Below are 19,289 nucleotides of genomic sequence, written 5' to 3' on the forward strand. Positions count from 1 at the left end.
ATGATGTTGAAACAGTGGATGACGGCGCTGCTGATGGCAGTGGCCCTGTGGATCAATCCAGCGGTGGCTGAAGCCAACTGGCAGGAGGCCAGCGAAGTTGTGGATACAGCGACTCGCGATATGCTGGCATTGATGGAGCGTGACGAGTTGACTCGTGAGGAAAATACCGAGCAGCTTATGCAGGAAATCGAGACCATCATTTCGCCAGTGGTTGATTTCCCCTATATCGCCAAGCGGGTCATGGGCAAATATCATCGCCGTGCTTCGCCTGAAGAGCAGGCACGCTTTGCCGACGTGTTCAAAACCACGTTGCTGCGTACCTATGCCAAATCGGTTGCGGGCTTTGAGTTGCAGCAATACCAGATTCAGAAACCGAACGGGACCAGTCCGGAGCCGGACAAGCAGGTGGTTAACGTCGATCTGAGCGCGGCCAACGGTGAGGTGTATACGCTGGTGTATTACATGCTCAAGCAAGACGGACGCTGGACGCTGGTAAACGTGCTGGTGGATGGCATCAATCTGCGCATTACCTTCCGTAATCAGTTTGCGGACCTCTACCAGCAGAACCGCACCATTGGCAAAACCATTGAAGCCTGGGCCGTTAAAATGCAGGACGTCAAACTGGAGAAAACCGGTAATGAAGACGACAGCAGCGAAGGTTGAAGCACCTGCGGCGGGCCAGGTCCAGCTCAGTGGTGAGCTGACATTTGCTTCCGTCCTGCAGGTACGTACGCCACTGCTGAATCAGCTGGAAGCCGCCGGCGATGCCTGCACGCTGGATCTTGCTGGCGTGACGCGGGTCGACAGTTCGGCGTTATCACTCTGGCTGGTGTGTCAGCGACATGCCAGTCAGCGCAAACAACAGCTTAAGCTGAGCGGAATTTCTGCTGATTTTCGGGCCATTGCCGTATTGGTTGGCCTGGGCGACCAGTTGGATTGACGGTCGTATACAGGGGGCGTGATCGCCTTTTGCGCCCCTTTTCGGTATCATTCCGCGTTATTACAGAGCACACGTTAGGTACGGGAGCACCGCATGCAGGCTGAAGACGTCAAACAGATTCTGGAACAGCAGCTTGAAGGCTGTACCGCACATACCGAAGGCGAAGGGTGTGACTTCAAGGTCACCGTCGTGGGGGATGTGTTTGCCGGCTTGACCCCGGTGAAAAAACAGCAGCTGGTATACGCCTGCCTGAGTGACCAGATCGCCAGTGGTGCGATTCATGCCGTTACGATCAAAACCTATACCCCGGAACAGTGGTCCGCTCTGAGCTGATGCCACACAGGAAACCCTGATGGATAAACTGATTATTGAAGGTGGCGCCTGCCTGAACGGTGACGTCCGTATCTCTGGTGCCAAAAACTCGGCACTGCCGATCCTGGCTGCCACACTGCTGGCCGATGAGCCTGTTACCATCTGTAACCTGCCGCATCTGCACGATATCACCACCATGCTGGAGCTGCTGCGCCGCATGGGTGTGGATCTGGTGGTAGATGAGAAGCTCAGTGTCGAGATCAATGCCAGCACCATCACCGATCTGTGCGCGCCGTATGAACTGGTTAAGACCATGCGCGCGTCGATTCTGGTACTGGGTCCGTTGTTGGCGCACTTCGGGCGTGCGGAAGTCTCGCTGCCGGGTGGCTGTGCCATCGGCAGTCGTCCGGTTGACCTGCATATCCGTGGCCTCGAAGCGATGGGTGCCGATATCCAGGTGGAAGGCGGTTATATCCGTGCCACCAGCAACGGCCGTTTGAAGGGGGCTCGCGTATTCTTTGACGTAGTCACCGTGACCGGCACCGAGAACATCATGATGGCTGCGGCACTGGCCGACGGCACCAGCGTTCTTGAGAATGCTGCACGGGAACCGGAGATCGTCGATCTGGCCAACTGCCTGAACGCCATGGGCGCGGACGTTCGGGGTGCGGGCACCGATACCATCACCATCCACGGTGTCGAGTCACTGAAGGGGTGCCGTTATTCCGTACTGCCTGACCGTATCGAGACAGGTACCTATTTGGTTGCTGCCGCAGCGACCGGTGGTCGGATCAAGTGCAAGCACACCCGTCCTGACACACTGGATGCGGTACTGCTGAAACTGAAGGAAGCCGGTGCCGAGATCGAAACCGGTGAAGATTGGATCAGTCTGGACATGCATGGTCAGCGTCCCAGGGCCGTCAGCGTGACCACGGCTCCCTATCCGGCTTTCCCGACTGACATGCAGGCGCAGTTTGCTGCGCTGAATGCAGTGGCAATCGGCGTCGGTAAAATTCGCGAAACCGTATTCGAAAATCGTTTCATGCACATTCAGGAAATGATCCGAATGGGTGCAAACATCTCTATTGAAGGCAACACGGCCATCATTGAAGGTGTGAGTACGCTACAGGGCGCGCCCGTGATGGCAACCGACCTGCGTGCATCGGCCAGTCTGGTGATCGCGGCATTGGTCGCCAAAGGCGAGACCGAGATCAACCGCATCTACCACATTGACCGTGGTTATGAATGTATCGAAGAGAAACTGCAGCTACTGGGTGCACGTATTCGTCGTGTACCCGGCTGAGTGAGCGAAGAGGCCAATGAAACCACAGCTGACCATTGCCCTGTCGAAAGGGCGCATCCTGAAAGAGACGCTGCCGTTACTGGCAGCGGCGGATATCGTACCCGCTGAAGATATTTTCAGCAGTCGTAAACTGATATTCGATACCAATCATGACCATATCAAGTTGGTGGTGATCCGTGCCACCGACGTGCCGACCTACGTCGAGTATGGCGGTGCCGACATGGGCGTGGCGGGCAAGGATGTGCTAATGGAGCATGGCGGCGCCGGCCTCTACGAGCCTCTGGATCTGGAAATTGCGGCATGCCGGTTGATGGTTGCGGGCATGAAAGATGCGGCACCGGTGGAAGGCCGAATGAAGGTGGCCACCAAGTTCGTTAACCTGACCCGTGAATATTTCGCCCGTCAGGGACGCCAGGTGGACATCATCAAGCTCTACGGTGCGATGGAACTGGCACCGATCATGGGGCTGGCCGACCGTATTGTTGATATCGTTGATACCGGTAATACTCTGCGTGCCAATGGTCTGGAGCCGATGCAGCACATTGCTGATATCAGCTCGCGTCTGGTTGTTGGACAGCCATCGATGAAAATGAAACATGCCCTGATTCAGCCTATTCTGGACCAGTTGCAGCTGGCGATCGACCGGCGTCGGGAGGGAGGCGAATGAGTATCTCCATTCGACGTCTGGATACGGCGCAAGCGGATTTCGATCAGCAACTGGAAGCATTGCTGGCCTGGGAAAGCGTCTCCGACGGCAAGGTCAACGAGATCGTCAACGAGGTCATTGCACGGGTGCGTGCCGAAGGTGATACGGCGCTGGTGGAATACACCAACCGTTTTGACCGTACATCGGCCAGCAGCATGCAGGATCTGGAGTTGGGACAGGCGCGACTGCAGCAGGCACTGAACGGCCTGCCGGCTGATCAGCGTGCAGCATTGGAGAAAGCGGCTGAACGTGTACGTGCTTACCATGAACGCCAGAAGGGCGAATCCTGGCAGTACACCGAAGCCGATGGCACCATGCTGGGGCAGCAGATTACGCCGATGGATCGGGTTGGCATCTATGTCCCCGGTGGCAAGGCCGCTTACCCGTCTTCCGTACTGATGAACGCACTGCCGGCCCATGTGGCTGGAGTGAAAGAGATCATCATGGTCGTGCCGACACCTGAAGGCGTGCTCAACGAGCTGGTGCTGGCCGCCGCCGCACTGGCGGGTGTTGACCGCGTATTCACCTTGGGCGGTGCCCAGGCCGTGGCTGCCTTGGCCTATGGTACGCAGACCGTACCGCGGGTCGATAAAATTGTCGGTCCGGGCAATATCTTTGTAGCTACCGCCAAGCGTGCCGTATTTGGCACGGTGGGTATCGACATGATCGCCGGGCCCTCTGAAATTCTGGTGCTGTGTGATGGCCTGACCGATCCCGACTGGGTAGCGATGGACCTGTTTTCCCAGGCCGAGCATGACGAAGATGCCCAGTCGATCCTGCTGTGTCCGGATGCAGACTACATCGATCAGGTGGAGGCCAGCATCAACAAGCTGCTGCCGACCATGGAGCGCCGTGAGATCATCGAGATTTCATTACAGAACCGTGCGGCATTGATCAAAGTGGCCGATATGGAACAAGGCACGGCCTTGAGTAACCGTATTGCACCTGAGCATCTGGAACTGTCCGTGGCGGATCCTGAGGCCATGTTGCCGCAGATTCACCATGCCGGTGCGATCTTCATGGGGCGTTATACCGCCGAAGCACTGGGCGACTACTGCGCCGGCCCCAACCATGTGCTGCCAACATCCGGTACTGCGCGCTTCTCCTCACCACTGGGTGTCTATGACTTCCAGAAACGCTCTTCGCTGATCATGTTCTCTGCGGATGGCGCGTCGGAGATGGGTAAAGTAGCCTCTGTACTGGCACGGGGCGAAAGCCTGACGGCGCATGCGCGTTCTGCCGAGTACCGTATCAAGGATTGATAGCGTTCAGGTTATCCACACGTGCAGATACACAAAAAGCTCCCTTGGGAGCTTTTTGTGTATTGGGCCTATCCAGCCTGCTGATTCAGTTTCGGCTCTGCGGGCGTTCGCCAATGCTGGCTGCCAGACTCATCTCGTGGCCATTACGTAGAATGCCCAGCTCGATACTGGCGCCGGGTTTGAACTGTGCAATACGGGTCATGGCATCGTAACTGTTGCTGACCGGTTCACCGCCGATCTGCAGCAGCACGTCACCCGGTTGCAGTCCGGCCTGGTGGGCGGGTCCGTTACGGAAAATGCCGGCGATGATCAGCCCAGTGCGATCACCGACACTGAAGGACTCGGCGAGGCGCGGTGTCAGTTCCTGAATTTCGATGCCCAGCCAGCCACGAATGACGCGGCCATGGGAGATCAGGTCCTGCATGACCTGACGTGCCAATGTTGATGGAATGGCAAACCCGATTCCCTGTGAGCCACCGGATTTGGAAAAGATGGCGGTGTTGATGCCGATCAGGTTGCCGTGGGCATTGATCAAGGCACCGCCGGAGTTGCCGGGATTGATGGCCGCATCGGTCTGGATAAAGTCCTCGTAGGTACTCAACCCCAGACGGTTACGCCCGGTCGCGCTGATGATGCCCATGGTAACCGTCTGGCCGACACCGAACGGGTTGCCGATGGCCAGAGCAACATCACCGATTCTCAGCTCGTCGCTGGCCAGGGTAATACTGGGCAGTTCATCCAGCTCGATTTTCAGCACTGCCAGATCCGTTTCCGGGTCAAGTCCAACGACCTCGGCTTGGGCTTCGCGGCCATCGCGCAGTGCCACCACAATGCTGTCGGCACCGCTGATGACATGGTTGTTGGTGACCACATAGCCCTGTTCATTGAGGATCACGCCGGAGCCCAGGCTAGACTCGATCCGCTCCCGTTGCGGCAATTTTTCGGCATTGAAATAGTTGCGAAACAGGGGGTCATTGAGCAGCGGGTTTGCGGGTTGGCGAACCAGTGTGCGCGTGTAGATGTTGACCACGGCGGGCGCTGCACGGTCTACCGCATCGGCATAAGAGACCACGCCCGTTGCGTTGCTGCTGACCGGTGCCGGAGTGACAGCTGCCGCTTCGCGAATTTCAACGGTGGTGACCGGCGGAGCGATCAGTTGTGGGTAAAACTGAACAATGAGTAACGCGGCCAAAATGCCGGTTACAACAGGCCAGATCAGGTAGGAGACTTTACGCATCGACTTGCTTGCACCTGTAAATCATTTCAGTATGCGTATCATTATACGGTTCCAGACTTATTTTGAACAACGATGGGAGAGTACATGGCCACGTCAATTGATCAATTGGTCCACTATTGTGATCAGCTACTGCAGGTGGAACGCTTTCGCGACTACTGTCCGAATGGGTTGCAGGTCGAGGGGCGTCGTGAGGTCAAGCGAGTGGTCAGCGGTGTCACGGCTTGTCAGGCGTTGCTGGATGAGGCTCTGGCCTGGCAAGCCGATCTGGTGCTGGTGCACCACGGTTATTTCTGGAAGGGGGAGCCAGCGCCGGTTACCGGGATCAAGCGCAAGCGTCTGCAGACGCTGCTGACTGCCGATATCAATCTGGTGGCCTATCATCTGCCGTTGGATGCGCATCCAGAGTTGGGCAATAACGCCCAACTGGCACGTCGTTTGGGCATTACGCTGCAAGGCCCGCTGGAGTCGGGACAGGATCCAGCGATCGGCAATATGGGTGAACTGGAGCAGCCGTTAACGGTGGCGGAATTCGGGCAGAGAGTCGAACAGGTCTTGGGTCGAGTGCCGCAGTTGATTACCGGTGGGGAGCATAGGGTGAAGCGGGTTGCATTGTGTACCGGGGCGGCCGAACGCATGATTGATCTGGCGTTGCTACAGCAGGCAGATCTGTATCTCAGTGGTGAAATTTCAGAACCGGTGGTGCATGTTGCCCGCGAAGCGGGTATTCACTATTGCGGTGCCGGTCATCACGCCACCGAGCGTTATGGTGTGCAGGCTCTGGGTGAGCATCTGGCGCAGGCGTTTGAATTGGAACATCGGTTTATCGACATCGATAATCCGGTATGAACGGGTGCCGGACGGGTTGGTCTCCCGTCCGGCATGCTGAAGGCTCAGGCTTTTTCGGCGCGGCGTGTTTCGGTCGGTTCATCATCGCCATAGGCGGTGGGGTCGTTTACCACCGGTGGCGTCACGCCTTCTTCCTTGTCACCGTGTTTCAGGCCGTATTCTTCCGACAGAGTACCGGCTTCATCCGCTTTCTTGGGCGCATAGTCACGCGGCGGTTCGGGCAGCTCTTCCTGGTCGTTGTTGTCCAGTGCATCGGTTACAGTTGGAATGGCGGCGTTCTGAGCCGGTTCCAGTTCGTGCTGGAGAGCGGCAGACGCTGGCAGCCCCGGGCACAGGCTTTCGGCGCTGTTGGCCAGATGCTGGTGGACCTTGCGGTATTGTTCACTCAGGCCGTTCACCAACTCGGCCGTGGTCTCAAAATGGGTACCCACTTGGCGTTTGTATTGTTCCAGCTCAGCGCGGGCGCTGTCCAGTTCATCTACCAGCGTCTGTTCACGGCTGGAGCTGCCGCCGGCACGTCCAAGCAAAAAGCCGATCAGAGCACCAATCCCAAGAGCGACAAGGGTTACTACCCAGATATTCGTTTGTTCCACGCATCAGTCCTCGGTCACAAAATCTGTTCACGGGTCATATTAAAGCAAAGCGGCTTTGAAACCCATGCGGTCGGGTATTATTCCCTGCCACTACCTGCAGTCTATTATCGATTGGTCGACTTGCGTGCTGAATTTTGTTGCGACTTCAGCGTCGGTCCTGGCGCGCCTGTTCCATTTGCTGCCCCAATCTAAGTGCCTGTTGATGTACCAGTGCACAGGCTTCTGTGCTGTGACCACTGCTCAGGTACGCCAGCAGCTGCCTGTGTTCGGCAATGACGGTGGTGCGATCACGGTAGCGGACAGTAACCATGTTGCTGACGGGCTGCAATGCTTCGATCACCAGGTGCATGATCAACTGGATCAAAGGGTTACCGGTCGCATCGGCCAGCGCACGGTGGAAGTCCACATCGGCGGCACAGAAGGCTTCGGCACTGCTGGTATCATCTTCCTGGCGCTCCAGTGCGGCGACCATGGCCTGGTGCCCATCTGTTGTCATTTTAGCTGCGGCGAGTCGGCAGCAGAGCTGCTCCAGTGCACTGCGTGCTTCGATGATATCGGCTGAACTGAATGTACCCATGCCGACCAGCAAGGTCGACAGGCTGGTCAGTTGTTCACTGACGTCGCTCAACTGTGGGCGGGCGACAAAGGTACCACCGGTCGGCCCGCGTCGGGAGTGGATCAGGTTCTGTGCAGCCAGGCGTTTGAGTGCTTCGCGCACGGTGGGTCTGGAAACCTGAAAGCGCTCAGCAAGCTCGCCTTCAGTCGGTAAACGATCATCGGCTTGCAGTTCCCCGGTGCGAATGGATTCGTGAATTCGCTCGGCGATCTGTTGTGACAGGCTTTTCTTGCGCAGCGGCGCAAACTCAACACTCGATTTCACACTATACTCCCGTGATGGATAGGGCCATTTTGCCACACTTTCCAGCATTAAGTTAATTTGTTTGACAAATAGATTCCAGCGGATTAAAACGTTAATACACATTTGTAAGACAAATAGAGGTTACTATGTTCAAGGCATTGGTACTGGAGCAGGAAGACGGCGCAACCCGGGCAGAAGTACGTATGCTGGATGAGTCCAGTTTGCCCAACGAAAAGGTTCAGGTGGCAGTTGAGTACTCGTCATTGAACTACAAGGATGGCCTGGCGATTACCGGTGCCGGCAAGATCATCAACCAGTTTCCGATGGTACCGGGGATTGATTTGGCGGGCACCGTGATCCATTCCGAGGATGATCGTTTTCAGCCGGGACAGGCAGTCGTGCTGACTGGCTGGGGGGTGGGTGAACGCTATTGGGGCGGTTTCGCCGAGCGTGCCAATTTGAACCCTGACTGGCTGGTGCCGTTGCCGTCCGGGTTGAGCCCGCGTGAAGCGATGGTGATTGGCACGGCAGGCCTTACCGCAATGCTGTGCGTCATGGCGCTTGAAGACGGTGGAGTAACACCGACGTCAGGTCCCATTCTGGTCACTGGTGCATCCGGCGGTGTCGGTAGCGTGGCGATCGCACTGCTGGCCCAGCTGGGATATGAGGTTGTGGCGGGCACCGGGCGTCCGGAAGGCGAGGAGTATCTCAAGCGTCTGGGTGCGGACAGTATCCGCTTGCGCGACGAAATGGCGGCACCGTCACGGCCGTTGGAAAAACAGCTGTGGGCCGGGGTGATCGATACCGTCGGTGATCAGGTTCTGGCGCGGGCACTGGCAGAGACGCGCTACGGTGGCGTGGTCGCGGCCTGTGGATTGGCCGGTGGGGTGAAATTGCCGACCACAGTGATGCCGTTTATCCTGCGCAATGTACGCTTGCAGGGGGTGGATTCGGTGATGTGTCCGACCACTCAGCGTATTCGTGCCTGGGAGCGTTTGCAGCAGGATCTGCCCCGCGAGCAGCTGCAGGCAGTGGAAGCGGAGATCAGTCTGGAACAGCTGCCTGAATATGCAGCTCGCATTCTGCGGGGTGAAGTACGCGGGCGTACACTGGTCGCGCTCTAGGCATATGTCTGTCCCTCAACTTTGATATACTGCCGCTGATCAGCAACAGCATCTGCTGAATCGGTACCCGTGCGCGGGTTTGAATCAATAAATGATGACGGTAGCCCCCCGGTCATCCTGTTGTGGGACAGGCTGAATTTGAAGTATCAGGACACCTTGAATGCGATCTATGCGCGGCTTGACCGGCTGGGCGATCTGCCGGTCTTCAGTGCGACGATCAACCGTATCCGCCAAGTCAGCAGTTCACGGCAAAGTGATGCCATGGCGCTGGCGATGGCGGTGATGAAAGATGCCAACCTGTCGGCTCGACTGCTGAAGATTGCCAATACACCCACCTATAACCGCAGTGGTGGTCAGATCAGTGCGGTATCCCGTGCCGTGGTACTGATCGGCTTCGAGCGGATTCAGAACCTGTGTGTCACGCTGAAGCTTATTGAAAGTTTCCGTGACGAACAGCCGGACTCCGGTATCGAACAGCTGCTGATCAGTGCGTTCCTGAATGCTTCTCTGGCTCGTGAAATGGCTGCCGCCGCCGGTGCGCTGGATATTGAGGAAACCTATATCTGCGGCCTGCTTTATGGCCTTGGCGAAATCATTGTGGCTTTTACCCTGCCTGACGTATATGCCGAGATGTTGCGTGCCCGGCAGCGGGCGCGTGATAACTGGCCGCGCATTCAGTTACAGCAGCTGGGCGGGCATTTCAGTGATATCGGTCAGGATCTGGCTCAGAGCTGGGGTTTCCCCAAGCGTGTGGTGCAGGCGATGGACCCGTTGACGGCGGAACAGCAACGCGGCAATGGCCGTCTTAACCACCAGCTGGCGGTGAGTTGTCACGACCTGTTGGAGCTGGTTTACAGTCGCGACACGGCGGGCGAGCTGGACTTCTCGGTGTTGATGTCGGGCTTGGCGGAGATCACTCGTCAGCCGGTGGAAAATCTGGATCAGCATCTGGGGGAGGCGTTTCGGCAGGTCTGTGATCTGGCCGATGAATATGGCCTGTCCCACCGCATTATCAGCCCTCGGCTCAATGTGAGTGATGATGTTGATCTCGACGAAATGACCCGCAAGCTTGCCTATTACGTGCATTCGCGTGAGGCACGTCATCGTGAGGTGCCAGCCCCCAGCGAGTTGGTCGAGACGCAGCCCTCCGAGGAAACTCGGCAGATGGAGCGACAGCTGCATCATCTTCAGGCGATGAATGCACTGATCATTGCCCCGACCAGTCCCAGCCAGATTCTGGAGGCAACAGTGGCTGCGATTGTGGATGCCTGTGCCCTGGAGCGAGTGGCCTTTTGTCAGTTGGGTGCTAATGGACAGGAGTTGAAGACGCGAATTGCGGCTGGCACCGGGCATGAAGTGGTTAAGGCCTTTTTCCAGTTACATCGACAGATGCCGGATGTGCTGTTGTTCTTCCGCATTATGGAAAAGCGCATGACGCTGCTGGTGCCGGATACCGAAGAGCCGGGCTGGCGTGAACGATTGCCTGAACATTTTCTGCAGAGTGTTGATCCCAAGGGCTTCATCATGGCACCGCTGGTCGTTCAGGACCGCGTGTTGGGGCTGATGTATGCCGATAAGGGTGATCTGATTGAAGACCATGAGTTCAAGGTCTTCAACCAGTTCCTGATGCAGGCCCGGCTGGGCCTGGAAGTGTTGCAGAGCCGACGTTAATCCTGCTGTGGACGACGCGGCTGCCATAGCACTTCGGTGCCGGTATCGCGACGGCTGAGTACACGGGCACAGACAAACAGCAGGTCGGACAGCCGGTTCAGATAGACCACGGCCTGTGGATTGACGCTTTCCGCTTCGGCCAGTACCACTGCCCGGCGTTCGGCGCGACGGCAAACGCTGCGGGCCAGATGGGCCTGGGCCGCTGCAGGGCTACCGCCGGGCAGGATGAATTCCTGCAGCGGCGGCAGCTGCTCATTGAGGGCATCCAGTTCGGTTTCCAGCCATTCCACCACCGCGGCGGTGATCACCGTATAATTCGGGTCCGCAACCGCCAGTTCGCCACCCAGATCAAACAGGTCGTTCTGGATGCGCTGCAGCAGAGTGCTCATGGCGTCATCGCTCGGTAACGCGGTCTGTAGACAGCCCAGCAGGCAGTTCAACTCGTCGACATCTCCCAATGCTTCGATACGCGGGTGGTATTTGGCCACTCGGCTACCGTTGGCGAGCGCGGTTGTACCCTTGTCGCCGCCACGGGTATAGATGCGGGTCAGGCGGTTACTCATGTGGATTCCTCAGGTAAATGATGGGGATCGTTTCTGTTTCAGGCTGACATGCGCGGGCTCCACGATCAGTGGGTCCGGGGTCAGATCAAGTGTCTCGTTCGCATCCGGGTAGGGCAGTTGGCTGAGGATATGGCGAATGGCATTGAGTCGTGCCCGTTTCTTGTCATCCGACTTGATGATGGCCCAGGGCGCATCAGCGGTATCGGTATGAAAGAACATCGACTCCTTGGCTTCGGTATAGGCATCCCATTTGTCCAGCGATGCCAGATCGATCGGAGACAGTTTCCAGTGTTTCAGCGGATCGGTCCGGCGGGACTGGAAACGCTGGAACTGTTCTTCACGACTGACTTCGAACCACAGCTTGAATACACGAATACCACTACGCACAAACATCCGCTCCAGTTCAGGGGCTTCGCGCATGAACTCGAGGTATTCCGAGGGCGTGCAGAAATCCATGACGCGTTCGACTCCAGCCCGGTTGTACCAGGAGCGGTCGAACAGGATGATTTCTCCGGCTGAAGGCAGGTGCTTGATATAACGTTGGAAGTACCACTGGCTGCGTTCGCGCTCGGTCGGTTTTTCCAGCGCAATGACCCGTGCGCCACGAGGATTCAGGTGTTCCATGAACCGCTTGATGGTGCCGCCCTTGCCAGCGGCATCACGGCCTTCAAAAATGATCAGAATCTTCTGCCCGGTTTCACGTACCCAGCGCTGCACCTTGAGCAGTTCAATCTGCAGCAGGCGCTTGTCGGTTTCGTACACATCTCGTTTGAGCTTTTTGGCATAAGGATATGGTTGGGTGCGTGGTTCCGACATGTTCAATGGGCCCCTTCGTTCGGGCCAAGTGCCCGTATCTGCTGCAACAGGGACCGGTTGACCGGTACCTCGATGCCCAGTGCCTGTGCTTGCTGGCACAGAAAACCGGTAATTTGCTCAATTTCGGTACGGCGCTGGTGACGCACATCGGCCAGCATGGAGGATACGTTTGCGGCGGTGGCCGTGGCGACAGTGGTGGCCTGATCCGTGAGTGATGTACTGAACAGGGTGATGCCTGCGGCGGCTGCGACCCGCTCAACCTCATGGCAAGCAGCATACATCTTCTGCTTGCGCTCGGGGTGGGTCAGCAGCTTGCCATTATGACAGTCGAACAGTGCGGTCAGCGGATTGATGGCACAGTTGATCGCCAGTTTGCGCCAGAGATGCGGATAAATATCGGTACAGTGCTGTAACGGGATATCCATATCCGCCCAACCGGCCGGCAGGTATGATGTGGCCGCACTCAGGGCACCGATATGAGTGTCGCCCAGGCTGACACAATGCACGCGGTGGCGGGCTTCACGCCAGGCACCTGCCGTGGTGGTAGCCGCCCAGAGCGGGTGCGTCGGCAGATACGCATGCACGGCTTGCTGTTGGCCCATGCCGTTCTGCAGCAGTACGACTTCTGCGTCGGGGCTGAGTCGAGGCTGTATGGCTTCGATCGCGCTCAGGGTATCATAGGCCTTGGTGGCGACCAGCAGGTGGGTGATGGTGGTGTCGGCAGCCAGTGTTTCCAGGTGGCAGTCAACGGAGTGACAGGTACCAGCCTGCAGGATGTCGAGACGTCCGGGCGTGGGCCACTGGTCAAGAGTGTGCCGGTTACGCAGAATCAGGGTGACATCCTGCCCGGCTCTGGACAGGATACCGGCCCAGAGGCAGCCAATGGCGCCCGCGCCGAGGATATGCCAATGCATGGAAGCTCCGTTACAAAATAGATGATCTTAGCCCTGTTGCGACAGGGAATAAAACCGATATTAACAGGAGATGTGATATGCCTTCATTTGACGTCGTATCCGAGCTGGATATGCATGAAGTGACCAATGCTGTGGATCAGGCGAACCGTGAGTTGCAGAGCCGTTACGACTTCAAGGGTGTCAAGGCAGCATTCGAGCAGAAAGCCGAGGTTGTGACCCTGGAAGCGGAAGTGGATTTCCAGCTGCAGCAGATGCTGGAGATGTTCAAGGCCAAGCTGACCAGCCGCAATATCGACATCAAGTGTATGGAAATCAAGGATCCAGATGTCAGCGGCGTCAAGGCAAAGCAGGAAGTGGTGTTGCGTCAGGGGCTTGATCAGCCGATGTGCAAGCAGATCGGCAAGTTGGTGAAAGAAGCCAAGCTCAAGGTACAAACCCAGATTCAGGGCGATAAGGTACGCGTGACTGGCAAGAAGCGTGATGATCTGCAGGAAGCGATCGCACTGTTACGCAGTGCTGAGCTGGAACTGCCGTTGCAGTTCAATAACTTCCGCGACTGACCAGTACGGGCGCTGCCGTATTACAGGCAGCGTCCGTACCGCTTGTCATTCCTGGCAGCAAAGCAGAAACAGCTCCCGTGCCAATGCCTGTTGTTGGTTTTCGCCGTGATGACGGAAATCTTCCGCAACCAGTCCGCCCTTACTCAATAATCGATGCAGTTGTGCCCCCTGCCATTGCAACAGCATCAGGCCACTGCTTTTCTCGCTGATGCTCAATGTGGGGTTGGGTTGTTCTAGCCAGGCATTGATTTGAAATGTCATCAGAGCCACTCCAGTCGTGAATGAATACTTAGACTATAGTGACCACCGCTCGACATGTAAATGATAATGATTTCTATTTGTATTTTTTGTGGGCACTGCCTTCGGAATTTTCACTAATGCCATTGAAACGGTCTCTTAACATCCAAAGCATACATAGAGACGGCAGCACCATCAGTGCGGTAACAACAAAGAACCGTTCCCAGCTGCCAAGCCAATCGACGCTATAGCCGCTCAATCCAGCCAATGTCGTTCGTCCCAGGTTGCCGAGGGACGCGAGCAGGGCATATTGGGTTGCGCTGAATGCGCGTCCGGTCAGCAGGGTCAGGAAGGACACAAAGGCGACTGTAGAGAAAGCCGTGGTGAAATTGTCGATCACCAGTGTCAACACCAGCAGCCACTCGATGGGGCCGGTGGATGCCAGTACGGCAAACATCAAGTTGCTGGCAGCCATGGCACTGCCACCTAGCAGCAACCCCTTGACGATGCCGAAGCGGGTGTTGAACAGGCTGCCAAGGAGAGTGAAACTGACGGTCAGGAACCAGCCAAACAGTTTGGTGTACTCACCTACCTGTTCGTTGCTGAAGCCGATCTCCTTGTAGAACACGACCGACATGCGGCCGAGAAATGCTTCGCCAATCTTGAACAGGAAAATGAACAACAACAGCATGAGAGCGACCTTGACGCCATTCTTGCGGAAGAATTCGGCGAAGGGCTCGACCACGGTGACCGCAACCCAGCTCAGCCAGCGGTGTCCATGCAGCTGGCGCTGATATTGCCGGTCGGCTTGCTCCTGCAACCGATCACGCCCGGTATCCGGCTCGCGTACCAGCAGGGTGAATAGCATCAGCAGCATAATGACGCCGGCCATCATCAGGTAGATCGTACTCCAGCCCAGATTATCGGCCTGGGTAAAGGCCAGGTAGCCGGGCCAGGAATAGCCGGTCCACCAGCCAATGATGGCGATGGCGGCTGCCGGTGGCAGGTAGTCACGTTCATGGGGAGCAAACTGGTCGATGCGGAAGGCATCAACAGCGATATCCTGAGTCGCGGAACTGGCGGCGATACCAAATGCGAACAGCCCTGCCATCAGCAGGTGCGAGGTCGGGTCGACGGTGGCCAAGAGCAGGGTAAAGGCCAGCATCATCGCCTGAGTGACCAGAATCCAGCTGCGCCGTTGGCCGAGACGGCCGATCAGCGGCAAATGCACGCGGTCTACCAGAGGTGCCCAAAGAAAGTTGATTGCATAGACAATGGCGACGCTGCCCAGCAAACCGACTTCAGCCCGCTTGATGCCGGCATCGGTCAACCAGCCGCTGAGAATGCTGCCGGTGAGCAGAAACGGAAATCCACTGGAGCAGCCCATGAGGAATATCCACAGCAACCGGATATCCCGGTAGCGTGAAAAGGTCTCTTTCCAGGCTTGAGGCATTGCGTGTGTCCCTGCAGGTGTAAAGCGCGCCAGTATAGCAAAGGGTGCTGGACAGATGCTGAATCGGGACGGGGAATACGACCGGCACAGAGGAACCGGTCGCTATGGCCGTTCGAGTCTAGATGCGCAGGGCACCGTCGACTTCGATGCAGCGACCGTTGATGTAGTCGTTTTCGAGAATGAAGCTGACCGTTTTGGCGATCTCTTCCGGCTTGCCCAAGCGTTTGGCCGGGATGCCTGCCGCGATCTTGTCCAGCGCTTCCTGCTTCATGCTCATGACCATCTCGGTGCCAATATAGCCGGGGGCGATGGACGCCGCACGGATGCCGTAACGGGCCAGCTCTTTGGACCAGGTCACGGCCATGGCCTGTACACCGGCTTTGGTTGCGGTGTAGTTGGTCTGGCCCATGTTGCCGGAGCGGGAAACGGATGAGATGTTGATGATGCAACCTTCAGAGCCGGTTTCGATCATCTTGGCAGCGGCTTCGCGGGCGCAGAGGAAGGTGCCGGTCAGGTTGACGTTGATAACCTGATTCCACTGCTCCATCGACATTTTGCTGACTACCTGACCGTCTTTGGCTTTCAGGAACAGGCCGTCGCGAGTGATACCGGCATTGTTGACCAGACCATTGATGGCACTGAAGTCACGGGCAATATCGGTAAACAGCTTTTCGACTTCGGCTTCGTCGGCAACATTGGCTACATAGGTGCGTACTTCAACGCCTTTTTCCATGCACAGACCGGCAGTTTCATCCAGATCTGCCTGGTTCAGATCGACCAGCGCCAACTTGGTACCTTTATCGGCCAATTCCAGAGCCATTGCACGACCCAGACCACGGCCGCCGCCGGTTACCACTACAACTTTATCTTTGAGTTCCATGGGATACACCTCTGTTGGTATGGAAATTTTTTATTGTGCAGCGCAGCATGTTGCACTGCACCAATCTAGTTGTCATCGTCCGAAAAGTCTATATTTCACATTAAAAAGGCATTAAAAGAGCTGATAATCGAAAAATTTTCAATTGCTTATGATGCTGATTTATTGCGCTAAAATACTGTTTAATAAGGGTTTTTACTTATCTCTTGGCGCGTCTTCAGTTTCTGGCGGTGACTTGGTTGAACCGAACAAAAATGAAACAATCCAACCCTACAACCACAGGTCATCACCGAGAGACTCTATGCGCTTCCTGTTTTTGCTGTTCATTATTATCCCGATCATTGAAATCACTATACTGATCCAGGTGGGCCAGGCGATCGGTGGCTGGTATACCGTTGGCCTGGTGCTGTTGTCGGCTTTTATAGGCGTCAATATGCTGCGCTACCAAGGCCTGTCCACACTGGCGCGTGCTCAGCAGCGCATGGGGCAGGGCGAGGTTCCCGGGCAAGAGATGGTCGAGGCAATCGTGTTGGCCGTAGGCGGCGCGCTGCTGGTTACGCCCGGTTTCGTGACCGATATCATCGGCTTCAGCTGTCTGGTGCCCGGGATACGCAAAGGTTTGGTCAAGGTACTGTTGAGCCGGTTCACGATTATCGCAGCGGGCCAGACGACGCAGGCCCATTTTCATACCCATGCTCCCGATGACAGCCAACCTCCCCGCAGCGGCGATGTGATTGATGGCGAGTACACTCGTCGCGATTAAACGCTGCTGAAACCCCTCTTGAAATTATCCGGTGTGGCCCCACTTCAGTTCTTGAGTGGGGGCACACAGGGCAGAAAAAAATTGCAGCCCGGGTATTGAAAACCGATTGGCGTCCCCCCATCTAAGATGCAACTCGTTTCGGATGCACTGTTGTCCGCGTTAATAACCAATATCGCTTTGGATCCTAGATACCAGGAGAACAACCAGATGAAAATTCGTCCGCTTCACGACCGTGTTGTCGTTCGCCGCAGCGAAGAAGAAACTACTACGGCCGGCGGTATCGTCCTGCCGGGTTCTGCAGCCGAAAAGCCCAACCGCGGTGAAGTCGTGGCAGTAGGCCCGGGTCGTACACTGAACAACGGTGACGTCCAGGCTCCTGCTGTCAAAGTGGGTGACAAAATTCTTTTCGGTCAGTACGCCGGCTCCAACACCGTCAAGGTTGAAGGTGATGAGCTGCTGATCATGCAGGAAAGTGAAATTTACGGCGTCCTGGAAGACTGAAAGCTCAGCTTCGCGTCGCTCAAATCGTCAACTCGTTAACTCGATACTGAATACAGGACTACTGAACAATGGCTTCTAAAGACGTACGTTTCGGTGATGATGCCCGTCAGCGCATGCTCAAGGGTGTAAATATTCTGGCGGATGCGGTTAAAGCCACACTGGGCCCGAAAGGCCGTAATGTTGTGCTGGACAAATCCTTCGGCGCACCGACGGTTACCAAAGACGGTGTATCCGTTGCCAAAGAGATCGAACTGAAAGACAAATTCGAGAACATGGGCGCGCAGATGGTCAAGGAAGTTGCTTCCAAGGCCAACGATGTTGCCGGTGACGGTACTACTACTGCAACTGTTCTGGCTCAGGCGATTGTCAACGAAGGCCTGAAGTCTGTTGCGGCCGGCATGAACCCGATGGACCTCAAGCGTGGTATCGACAAGGCTGCGAAAGCGGTTGTTGAGCAGTTGGCGGCGATGTCTGTACCTTGTGAAGATTCCAAGGCGATCGCTCAGGTCGGCACCATCTCTGCCAACTCTGATCCGGAAATCGGTCAGATCATCGCTGAAGCGATGGAGCGTGTTGGTAAAGACGGCGTTATCACCGTTGAAGAAGGCTCCGGCTTCGACAACGAACTGGAAGTCGTTGAAGGCATGCAGTTCGACCGCGGTTACCTGTCGCCGTACTTCATCAACAACCAGGACAACATGTCTGCCGAGCTGGAAGAGCCGTTCATCCTGCTGGTTGACAAGAAAATCTCCAACATCCGTGAGCTGCTGCCGACGCTGGAGCAGGTTGCCAAGTCTTCCCGTCCGCTGCTGATCGTGGCTGAAGACGTTGAAGGTGAAGCGCTGGCAACTCTGGTGGTCAACACCATGCGCGGTATCGTCAAAGTCTGCGCCGTTAAGGCACCGGGCTTCGGTGATCGTCGCAAGGCGATGCTGCAGGATATCGCCGTGATCAGCGGTGGTCAGGTAATCTCTGAAGAGATCGGCCTGAGCCTGGAAACCGTGACTCTGGAGCAGCTGGGTACTGCCAAGCGCATCAACATCACCAAGGAAAACACGGTGATTGTCGATGGTGCCGGCTCCAAAGCTGACATTGACACGCGTGTACAGCAGATCCGTACCCAGATCGAAGAAACCACCTCTGACTACGACCGTGAAAAACTGCAGGAACGTGTTGCCAAGCTGGCAGGCGGTGTTGCTGTTATCAAGATCGGTGCAGCCACTGAAGTGGAAATGAAAGAGAAGAAAGCTCGCGTTGACGATGCTCTGCACGCAACCCGTGCTGCGGTTGAAGAAGGTGTGGTACCGGGTGGTGGTGTTGCCCTGATCCGTGCGCTGAGCAAGGTTGAAGGCCTGGAAGGCGACAACCATGACCAGACCATCGGTATCCAGCTGGCGCTGCGTGCCATGGAAGCTCCGCTGCGCCAGATCGTCGGCAATGCCGGTGGTGAAGGCTCCGTGGTTGTAGATAAGGTCCGTGCCGGTGAAGGCGCGTTCGGTTTCAACGCCGGTAATGAAGTCTATGGCGACATGATGGAAATGGGCATCATCGACCCGGCCAAGGTAACCCGTTCTGCACTGCAGGCAGCGGCTTCCATTGCCGGTCTGATGATCACCACCGAAGCCATGATTGCTGATCATCCGGAAGAAAATGCCGGTGGCATGCCGGATATGGGTGGCATGGGCGGCATGGGTGGCATGGGCGGCATGATGTAATCAGCCTCCGGTCTCCTGATTGACCCGAAGCCCCGCG

Annotated in this window: 22 protein-coding genes; 13 read left to right on the forward strand and 9 right to left on the reverse strand. The window is 56.6% G+C overall.

What is annotated here, in order from left to right; all coding sequences use genetic code 11:
• The 6 genes from CLV44_RS06215 (at position 1) to hisD (ending at position 4,523) form a co-directional block, all read left to right on the forward strand.
• Positions 1–663, forward strand: coding sequence for an MlaC/ttg2D family ABC transporter substrate-binding protein (locus CLV44_RS06215; RefSeq protein ID WP_245912620.1), 663 nt, complete (start codon positions 1–3; stop codon positions 661–663).
• The gene (locus CLV44_RS06220) at positions 638–940 is read left to right on the forward strand and encodes an STAS domain-containing protein (protein ID WP_106591249.1); all 303 of its coding nucleotides are present in this window, start codon (positions 638–640) and stop codon (positions 938–940) included. Before CLV44_RS06215 ends, CLV44_RS06220 begins: the two co-directional genes overlap by 26 nt.
• A 93-nt stretch (positions 941–1,033) precedes the next feature.
• A complete protein-coding gene (locus CLV44_RS06225; protein ID WP_106591250.1) occupies positions 1,034–1,273 on the forward strand; it encodes a BolA family protein in 240 nt (79 codons plus the stop codon).
• 19 nt (positions 1,274–1,292) lie between these two features.
• Positions 1,293–2,555, forward strand: coding sequence for a UDP-N-acetylglucosamine 1-carboxyvinyltransferase (gene murA, locus CLV44_RS06230; protein ID WP_106591251.1), 1,263 nt, complete (start codon positions 1,293–1,295; stop codon positions 2,553–2,555).
• 16 nt (positions 2,556–2,571) lie between these two features.
• Positions 2,572–3,222, forward strand: a complete 651-nt coding sequence (gene hisG / locus CLV44_RS06235) for an ATP phosphoribosyltransferase (RefSeq protein ID WP_106591252.1) — start codon at positions 2,572–2,574, stop codon at positions 3,220–3,222.
• The gene (hisD, locus tag CLV44_RS06240) at positions 3,219–4,523 is read left to right on the forward strand and encodes a histidinol dehydrogenase (protein ID WP_106591253.1); all 1,305 of its coding nucleotides are present in this window, start codon (positions 3,219–3,221) and stop codon (positions 4,521–4,523) included. Before hisG ends, hisD begins: the two co-directional genes overlap by 4 nt.
• 85 nt (positions 4,524–4,608) lie before the next feature.
• Here hisD and CLV44_RS06245 read toward each other — a convergent pair whose 3' ends face one another.
• Entirely contained in the window at positions 4,609–5,760 is a 1,152-nt protein-coding gene (locus tag CLV44_RS06245) for a trypsin-like peptidase domain-containing protein (protein WP_106591254.1), read from the reverse strand.
• 84 nt (positions 5,761–5,844) lie between these two features.
• On the opposite strand from CLV44_RS06245, the gene CLV44_RS06250 reads away from it, so the two are divergent.
• Positions 5,845–6,606, forward strand: coding sequence for a Nif3-like dinuclear metal center hexameric protein (locus CLV44_RS06250; protein ID WP_106591255.1), 762 nt, complete (start codon positions 5,845–5,847; stop codon positions 6,604–6,606).
• 44 nt (positions 6,607–6,650) lie between these two features.
• Here CLV44_RS06250 and CLV44_RS06255 read toward each other — a convergent pair whose 3' ends face one another.
• Together CLV44_RS06255 and CLV44_RS06260 are read right to left on the reverse strand one after the other, a co-directional pair.
• Complete coding sequence (locus tag CLV44_RS06255; protein ID WP_106591256.1) at positions 6,651–7,199, reverse strand: Z-ring associated ZapG family protein; 549 nt, start codon at positions 7,197–7,199, stop codon at positions 6,651–6,653.
• A gap of 145 nt (positions 7,200–7,344) precedes the next feature.
• Positions 7,345–8,079: a FadR/GntR family transcriptional regulator gene (locus tag CLV44_RS06260; RefSeq protein WP_245912621.1), complete on the reverse strand. Its 735-nt coding sequence runs from the start codon at positions 8,077–8,079 to the stop codon at positions 7,345–7,347.
• A 125-nt stretch (positions 8,080–8,204) separates the two neighbouring features.
• Here CLV44_RS06260 and acuI point away from each other — a divergent pair, with 125 nt between their 5' ends.
• Positions 8,205–9,182, forward strand: coding sequence for an acrylyl-CoA reductase (NADPH) (gene acuI, locus CLV44_RS06265; protein WP_106591258.1), 978 nt, complete (start codon positions 8,205–8,207; stop codon positions 9,180–9,182).
• A gap of 138 nt (positions 9,183–9,320) precedes the next feature.
• The gene (locus CLV44_RS06270) at positions 9,321–10,853 is read left to right on the forward strand and encodes an HDOD domain-containing protein (RefSeq protein ID WP_170069281.1); all 1,533 of its coding nucleotides are present in this window, start codon (positions 9,321–9,323) and stop codon (positions 10,851–10,853) included.
• Here CLV44_RS06270 and CLV44_RS06275 read toward each other — a convergent pair.
• From CLV44_RS06275 to CLV44_RS06285, 3 genes are read right to left on the reverse strand one after another with little or no spacing between them, the layout of a single operon-like run.
• Positions 10,850–11,416, reverse strand: coding sequence for a cob(I)yrinic acid a,c-diamide adenosyltransferase (locus tag CLV44_RS06275; RefSeq protein ID WP_106591260.1), 567 nt, complete (start codon positions 11,414–11,416; stop codon positions 10,850–10,852). The genes CLV44_RS06270 and CLV44_RS06275 overlap by 4 nt on opposite strands.
• 9 nt (positions 11,417–11,425) lie before the next feature.
• Positions 11,426–12,232: a polyphosphate kinase 2 gene (gene ppk2, locus CLV44_RS06280; protein WP_106591261.1), complete on the reverse strand. Its 807-nt coding sequence runs from the start codon at positions 12,230–12,232 to the stop codon at positions 11,426–11,428.
• A 2-nt stretch (positions 12,233–12,234) separates the two neighbouring features.
• The gene (locus CLV44_RS06285; protein ID WP_106591262.1) at positions 12,235–13,146 is read right to left on the reverse strand and encodes a ketopantoate reductase family protein; all 912 of its coding nucleotides are present in this window, start codon (positions 13,144–13,146) and stop codon (positions 12,235–12,237) included.
• Positions 13,147–13,223: 77 nt separating this feature from the next.
• Between CLV44_RS06285 and CLV44_RS06290 the strand changes: the two genes are divergently transcribed.
• Positions 13,224–13,706 (forward strand): YajQ family cyclic di-GMP-binding protein, encoded by a 483-nt coding sequence (locus CLV44_RS06290; protein WP_106591263.1) that lies wholly within the window; start codon positions 13,224–13,226, stop codon positions 13,704–13,706.
• 45 nt (positions 13,707–13,751) lie between these two features.
• Here the strand turns inward: CLV44_RS06290 and CLV44_RS06295 are convergent, their stop codons facing one another.
• From CLV44_RS06295 to CLV44_RS06305, 3 genes are all read right to left on the reverse strand, one after another.
• Positions 13,752–13,967, reverse strand: coding sequence for a hypothetical protein (locus CLV44_RS06295; protein WP_106591264.1), 216 nt, complete (start codon positions 13,965–13,967; stop codon positions 13,752–13,754).
• A gap of 73 nt (positions 13,968–14,040) precedes the next feature.
• Positions 14,041–15,396 (reverse strand): AmpG family muropeptide MFS transporter, encoded by a 1,356-nt coding sequence (locus CLV44_RS06300; RefSeq protein ID WP_106591265.1) that lies wholly within the window; start codon positions 15,394–15,396, stop codon positions 14,041–14,043.
• 118 nt (positions 15,397–15,514) lie between these two features.
• Positions 15,515–16,276, reverse strand: coding sequence for an SDR family oxidoreductase (locus CLV44_RS06305; protein ID WP_106591266.1), 762 nt, complete (start codon positions 16,274–16,276; stop codon positions 15,515–15,517).
• Positions 16,277–16,574: 298 nt separating this feature from the next.
• On the opposite strand from CLV44_RS06305, the gene CLV44_RS06310 reads away from it, so the two are divergent.
• The 3 genes from CLV44_RS06310 (at position 16,575) to groL (ending at position 19,252) form a co-directional block, all read left to right on the forward strand.
• Complete coding sequence (locus CLV44_RS06310) at positions 16,575–17,036, forward strand: FxsA family protein (RefSeq protein WP_106591267.1); 462 nt, start codon at positions 16,575–16,577, stop codon at positions 17,034–17,036.
• A gap of 207 nt (positions 17,037–17,243) precedes the next feature.
• A complete protein-coding gene (locus CLV44_RS06315; RefSeq protein WP_106591268.1) occupies positions 17,244–17,537 on the forward strand; it encodes a co-chaperone GroES in 294 nt (97 codons plus the stop codon).
• A 68-nt stretch (positions 17,538–17,605) separates the two neighbouring features.
• Positions 17,606–19,252 carry a chaperonin GroEL gene (gene groL / locus CLV44_RS06320; RefSeq protein ID WP_106591269.1) on the forward strand — a complete coding sequence of 549 codons (1,647 nt, stop codon included), beginning with the start codon at positions 17,606–17,608 and terminating at the stop codon, positions 19,250–19,252.
• The last annotated feature ends 37 nt before the right edge of the window (positions 19,253–19,289 follow it).

The sequence above is a fragment of the Marinobacterium halophilum genome (genome assembly GCF_003014615.1).
GTDB classification, from domain to species: Bacteria; Pseudomonadota; Gammaproteobacteria; order Pseudomonadales; family Balneatricaceae; genus Marinobacterium; species Marinobacterium halophilum.

Coding starts and splice junctions, on each gene's coding strand:
- CLV44_RS06315 (WP_106591268.1), top strand. CDS start 17,244: ATGAAAATTCGTCCGCTTCACGACCGTGTTGTCGTTCGCCGCAGCGAA.
- hisG (WP_106591252.1), top strand. CDS start 2,572: ATGAAACCACAGCTGACCATTGCCCTGTCGAAAGGGCGCATCCTGAAA.
- CLV44_RS06285 (WP_106591262.1), bottom strand. CDS start 13,146: ATGCATTGGCATATCCTCGGCGCGGGCGCCATTGGCTGCCTCTGGGCC.
- murA (WP_106591251.1), top strand. CDS start 1,293: ATGGATAAACTGATTATTGAAGGTGGCGCCTGCCTGAACGGTGACGTC.
- CLV44_RS06220 (WP_106591249.1), top strand. CDS start 638: ATGAAGACGACAGCAGCGAAGGTTGAAGCACCTGCGGCGGGCCAGGTC.
- hisD (WP_106591253.1), top strand. CDS start 3,219: ATGAGTATCTCCATTCGACGTCTGGATACGGCGCAAGCGGATTTCGAT.
- CLV44_RS06245 (WP_106591254.1), bottom strand. CDS start 5,760: ATGCGTAAAGTCTCCTACCTGATCTGGCCTGTTGTAACCGGCATTTTG.
- CLV44_RS06310 (WP_106591267.1), top strand. CDS start 16,575: ATGCGCTTCCTGTTTTTGCTGTTCATTATTATCCCGATCATTGAAATC.
- CLV44_RS06215 (WP_245912620.1), top strand. CDS start 1: ATGATGTTGAAACAGTGGATGACGGCGCTGCTGATGGCAGTGGCCCTG.
- CLV44_RS06290 (WP_106591263.1), top strand. CDS start 13,224: ATGCCTTCATTTGACGTCGTATCCGAGCTGGATATGCATGAAGTGACC.
- CLV44_RS06300 (WP_106591265.1), bottom strand. CDS start 15,396: ATGCCTCAAGCCTGGAAAGAGACCTTTTCACGCTACCGGGATATCCGG.
- CLV44_RS06295 (WP_106591264.1), bottom strand. CDS start 13,967: ATGACATTTCAAATCAATGCCTGGCTAGAACAACCCAACCCCACATTG.
- acuI (WP_106591258.1), top strand. CDS start 8,205: ATGTTCAAGGCATTGGTACTGGAGCAGGAAGACGGCGCAACCCGGGCA.
- ppk2 (WP_106591261.1), bottom strand. CDS start 12,232: ATGTCGGAACCACGCACCCAACCATATCCTTATGCCAAAAAGCTCAAA.
- groL (WP_106591269.1), top strand. CDS start 17,606: ATGGCTTCTAAAGACGTACGTTTCGGTGATGATGCCCGTCAGCGCATG.
- CLV44_RS06275 (WP_106591260.1), bottom strand. CDS start 11,416: ATGAGTAACCGCCTGACCCGCATCTATACCCGTGGCGGCGACAAGGGT.
- CLV44_RS06225 (WP_106591250.1), top strand. CDS start 1,034: ATGCAGGCTGAAGACGTCAAACAGATTCTGGAACAGCAGCTTGAAGGC.
- CLV44_RS06250 (WP_106591255.1), top strand. CDS start 5,845: ATGGCCACGTCAATTGATCAATTGGTCCACTATTGTGATCAGCTACTG.
- CLV44_RS06305 (WP_106591266.1), bottom strand. CDS start 16,276: ATGGAACTCAAAGATAAAGTTGTAGTGGTAACCGGCGGCGGCCGTGGT.